This is a genomic window from Aquibacillus kalidii, from assembly GCF_014280935.1.
GTDB lineage: Bacteria > Bacillota > Bacilli > Bacillales > Amphibacillaceae > Aquibacillus_D > Aquibacillus_D kalidii.
Map to the genome: position 1 here is coordinate 1 of NZ_JACLZI010000025.1, position 4,845 is coordinate 4,845.

Here is a 4,845-nt window from a genome sequence, read left to right on the forward strand (position 1 = left end):
CTTAGCATGATCCTCCTCTCTAGTCGACAGGTCTAAGAAGTGTTAATTACATAGGTTTTAACAACTCATAACAATGAGAAAAAATTTATATAGCGGAGTATTCTGCCGAAGCGAGTGATCGCACCCATCAAATAGTAAATAAGAGAATTACGTACTGGTGATTTTATAGATATTATGACAAAAGCAACAATAGTTGAAAAGAGCCATGATGTAAGCTGTGTCAGGCTTATGATGCAACAGGAGGAACTAGAGATGAACGGATTTCCTAGTGAAAACGACATAAATGAATGTTTAACGTTATTAATAGATCGTTATAAAGTACCTGAGAAAATAATTAAGAATTTGTTTGGAAAAACGAACCTAACTAAACTTAATTATTTATTAAAATCATTAGGAGAAAGCCCCATGACAACAGAGGCATTAGTCAGAATGCTTATTGCGGAGAAGGGGGCTTACCTATTTAGTGGTTCTGATGAAGCAGTAAGAGAGCTTCGCAAATATTTACTTCGCCAGTTGACTACAGAAGAATTAGTAGGACTCTATGAGCGTAATCCATCACTTAATAAAGTGATTACCTCTCCTACCTATATGTTAACCCCATTGGTAACAAAAAAATGGATGATGGGTGGAGTTTGGCCAAGGGATTTTGTCCAAACATTAGGATTTCCAATGGTGTTTTCAGGTATATCGATTCCTAAGCAAAATGCTGTTGATACTGTTATTGATATAGAAGCAAGAAAAGCTGTGCCCCCACTTGCAGATTTTCAACAAGCATTAAAGGAAGAGATGTTAAGTGTACTTAGTTTAGAGGGAGAACATACACGCTGCGTTGTTACCTTACCGACAGGCGGAGGGAAGACTAGAGTTGCGGTTGAAAGCTTTATTGAGTGGATGCATGCAGGCTTTACCCAAGGAAAATACTTAATATGGATAGCACAAAGTGAAGAACTATGCGAACAGGCAATTTCTTGTATCGCAGAGATGTGGCAAGAAAAAGAATACCCAGAATCACTTAGGCTATATCGGTATTTTGGAGGGAAAGAGATTACGGAGGATCAGCTAGTAGGTGGGGCTGTAATTGCTAGTATTCAACAGCTATATGCACGTATCAAAAAAGGAGACCAAATCCTTGATAAAATCCTTCATAAGTGTGGTGCTATGATTATTGATGAAGCCCACCATGCTGTAGCACCTATGTATAACCAATTGTTAGAAAGAGCAGAGGAAATATGTGGGCCAGATTTGTTTCCGATTTGTGGATTAACGGCTACACCAGGGCGCAATGATGGTGAAACAACTAAATTAGTGGACAAGTTTCAGGCGTACCTATTACAACCGAGGATTACGGATGATCCTTCTTACGTATCCAATCCATTATCGTACTTTAGAAACAAAGGTTACTTAGCAAAGCCAAGACATATTGTTTATGACTCTGGACGAGCCTTTGAAGTTGATGAGCAAAACGTACAGGTTGATGAAGATCGGATTACCGCTGAACTTTTACATGTCTTAGCTGAGGATGAATATCGGAATTATCAAATTGTAAAACGATTAAAAGAAATCCCAGAAGGAGCCAGAACGCTTGTTTATGCTTGTACAGTTGAGCACGCAGAGTTCCTTTCCTCGACTATGAATGCCTTAGGTTACCGTGCGGCGACAATATCATCAAACACACCAAAAGCAACTCGTAGAATGTATATCGACGCTTTTCAAAAAGGAAAGCTTAACTTCTTATTTAATTACGGTGTATTAACGACTGGATTTGATGCACCTCAAACGGAATACATTGTCATTTGTAGACCAACCACAAGTGTTATCTTGTATGAACAAATTGTTGGGCGGGGTCTGAGGGGACCTCGATTTGGTGGTACGGAATATTGTACAATTATTGACTTTGCCGATAACCTGCTACGTTTAGGTAAACCATTAGCCTATGCAAGGTTCAGTGGGTTTTGGGTCCAAGAAGAGGTTGGTACGATATAGCTTTTGCCTAAAGGAATAAAAAGACTCACTCTTAGTTAAAATAGGTTCATGTGTGAACAATTCTACTTTTAGGAGTGAGTATTTATGCCTGGCAGTAAGTCAAAGGATCGCTTAACATCTCCAGAGCTTGCAAACCTCTGGACTCAATATATGAATGATAGCATGTCCATTTGTGTAATTACATATTTGTTAAAGCATTGTGATGATCAGAAGATAAAATCAATTTTAAAAAGAGCAGTCGACCTGTCGGAATCCCATATTAAAAAAATTAAAACATTTCTAAAAGGGGAGGAATATCCGATACCTAAAGGGTTTACAAAAGAAGATGTAAATCTAGATGCACCGTCATTGTTTACTGATAATCTAATTTTAATCTATATGCAAGTGATGACACTTCATGGTATGAATAGTTATTCCCTTTGTATGTCAACATCCATAAGGTCAGACCAAAGGAAGTATTATGCACAGTGTATTTCAGATACCTCCGATTTATACGACTCCTTATTGGAATTGATGTTGGAAAAGGGAATACTAAGTAAACCACCTGTTCTTAATCCACCATATCAGGCTGATATTATTAAGGACCAAGATTATCTTGCGGGTTGGTTTGGTAAGAAACGTCCATTAAATGCGATAGAAATAAGTGGGCTACACTATAATATGAAAAAAACGATAGTGAAGGTTGTGCTTGAAATAGCATTTGGGCAAGTAACCAAATCTAAAGAACTTCGAGCTTATTTTAAACGAGGCGTAAAGATTTGTGAGAAACAACTAAAAGAAATGGGTACCCTTTTACAGGAGGATCATCTACCAGTTCCAAAAAGTTGGCAAGCAGAGGTGACAAATTCAACAAAGGCACCTTTCTCAGACAAGTTAATGCTATTTCATGTAGTTGGCTTAGTTGCGGTTGCGATTGGTTATTATGGTGCAGCACTATCAGCAGCGCAACGAAGGGATCTTATTTTTAAATATACGAAGCTAATTGGAGAGATAGGTTTATATGCTGAGGATGGAGTAAATATTATGATTAGAAACGGTTGGTTAGAAAAGCCACCAATGGTAGATGATCGGGACAGATTAGCAAATCAAAATAGTAAAGAATAATGGTTGAAATAGTATGCAACTGTACACAATAACTAAAGTCGATAACCTTTACAACATAGTGATAGGGTGCTGACAATGGAACAGTTTGCAAATTTAATCGACGAAGAGTTAGAAAAGGTAAATCAACTGGAACTAGGAATAGTGTTAGTTGCCTATGAAGATGATAAACAACAGCAAAATGAACAAAAACAATTATAGAGAATAAATAATATAATTATTGGACCTTTTCTCATAACCTGGGGAAAGGTTCTTTATGGTATACTCTCTTCGTAAAATTTATATGTTACTGCTACTTTATTGAATGTTGATTTAGGAGAATGTAATTCTAAAGGATAGCACGAAAGCCGCTAATAAGTTAAAATAGCTCTTTGACATATTATTATATAGGGTTGAATTAAAGACAGAAATAAATGGTTTCGGTATGATGGAAATATATTCCCGGAGGTGGCAAAATGAATCTGTCTGATATAGTAAGAAAAGTAAAAGACCACAAGCCTACTATCCTAGGTAGTGATAGCTTTGCTGAGTTTGCAGTATTGATTCCTCTTGTTGAACAGGATGGGGACAAACATATTTTATTTGAGGTCAGGTCTGAAAAATTAAGAAGACAGCCAGGAGATATTTGTTTTCCGGGTGGAAAAAGAGATCCATCTGATAAGACCGAAAAAGATACAGCAATAAGGGAGACTGTTGAGGAGTTAGGGTTAGATAAACAATCTATTACAGATGTATATGCTTTAGATTACATGGTATCCCCCTTTGGTATGATGGTCTATCCATTTGTAGGTATTATAACCAATCCTCAACAAATTAAGCCTAATGTTACGGAGGTTGGTGATGTATTTACCGTTCCATTAACCTACTTTTTAAACAATAATCCAGCTATTTACCAAGTGAATGTAGATATTCAACCAGAAAAAGATTTTCCTTATGATCTTATTGTTGGTGGAGAAAATTATAATTGGCGCACTAGAAAAATGGATGAATACTTTTATGTAATAAACGATGAAAGAGTAATTTGGGGATTAACTGCAAGAATCATCGCTCATTTCATTGACGTAATTAGAGAACAGGGTTAATTACATGAATACTAGAAAAACGAATAGCTCACCCAGGATAATGCTGAAACAAGCAAAGCTAAACATTCCTAAACGAAATTCCCCTTTCCAATCATTAAATAATCTACCTTTAAATAAGGAGTAAAGGTCTGGGGTTAAGTCATGTTTAACACACTGCCAAAAATCATCAAGATCCTCAAACATTAGCTTACCAATTTTAATAAATATCCATATATCTATTGGGATTAATAATATAATAACTAAAAAATCAATCACGTAAAATTCCTCCTTTCATTATAATATATTACGTAACTTTCAAGCCGAAAGTTTCAAAAGCCTCCCACAGCGTAGGGAGGCTTTTTTTTAAATGTTTTGCCGTTGACGCATTTTGTATAAAATCACCAGTACGTAATTCTCTTATTTACTATTTGATGGGTGCGATCATTCGCTTCGGCAGAATACTCCGCTTTCCGTGGGCACGGCCTCAAGCCTTCCCGTGACGCAAAGACCGCTCTTCCGGGATCTTCGGACACGTGCTATTCCCACAGGACAAGGAATGCAACGGAAGCGATACATCGCACGAAGAAAATCGGGTTGTATTTTCGAGGAGTCTCCGTATTCTGCCTACGCTATATAAATTTTTTCTCATTGTTATGAGTTGTTAAAACCTATGTAATTAACACTTCTTAGACCTGTCGAC

General features: G+C 36.9%; 5 protein-coding genes. 4 read left to right on the top strand and 1 reads right to left on the bottom strand.

Features of this window, described 5'->3' with window-relative positions; translation table 11 throughout:
• The first annotated feature begins 174 nt into the window (after positions 1-174).
• From H7K77_RS04470 to H7K77_RS04480, 4 genes are all read left to right on the top strand, one after another.
• On the top strand, positions 175-1,983 hold the full coding sequence (locus tag H7K77_RS04470) for a DEAD/DEAH box helicase (protein WP_235988831.1): 1,809 nt from the start codon (positions 175-177) through the stop codon (positions 1,981-1,983).
• An 84-nt stretch (positions 1,984-2,067) separates the two neighbouring features.
• Positions 2,068-3,087: a DUF3231 family protein gene (locus tag H7K77_RS04475; protein WP_186576525.1), complete on the top strand. Its 1,020-nt coding sequence runs from the start codon at positions 2,068-2,070 to the stop codon at positions 3,085-3,087.
• A gap of 75 nt (positions 3,088-3,162) precedes the next feature.
• The gene (locus tag H7K77_RS21465; protein WP_268911890.1) at positions 3,163-3,285 is read left to right on the top strand and encodes a hypothetical protein; all 123 of its coding nucleotides are present in this window, start codon (positions 3,163-3,165) and stop codon (positions 3,283-3,285) included.
• 254 nt (positions 3,286-3,539) lie between these two features.
• On the top strand, positions 3,540-4,166 hold the full coding sequence (locus H7K77_RS04480) for an NUDIX hydrolase (RefSeq protein ID WP_186576526.1): 627 nt from the start codon (positions 3,540-3,542) through the stop codon (positions 4,164-4,166).
• Here H7K77_RS04480 and H7K77_RS04485 read toward each other — a convergent pair whose 3' ends face one another.
• A complete protein-coding gene (locus H7K77_RS04485; protein ID WP_186576527.1) occupies positions 4,167-4,421 on the bottom strand; it encodes a hypothetical protein in 255 nt (84 codons plus the stop codon). It lies immediately after the preceding gene.
• Positions 4,422-4,845 lie beyond the last annotated feature (424 nt).

Coding starts and splice junctions, on each gene's coding strand:
- H7K77_RS04470 (WP_235988831.1), top strand. CDS start 175: ATGACAAAAGCAACAATAGTTGAAAAGAGCCATGATGTAAGCTGTGTC.
- H7K77_RS04475 (WP_186576525.1), top strand. CDS start 2,068: ATGCCTGGCAGTAAGTCAAAGGATCGCTTAACATCTCCAGAGCTTGCA.
- H7K77_RS21465 (WP_268911890.1), top strand. CDS start 3,163: ATGGAACAGTTTGCAAATTTAATCGACGAAGAGTTAGAAAAGGTAAAT.
- H7K77_RS04480 (WP_186576526.1), top strand. CDS start 3,540: ATGAATCTGTCTGATATAGTAAGAAAAGTAAAAGACCACAAGCCTACT.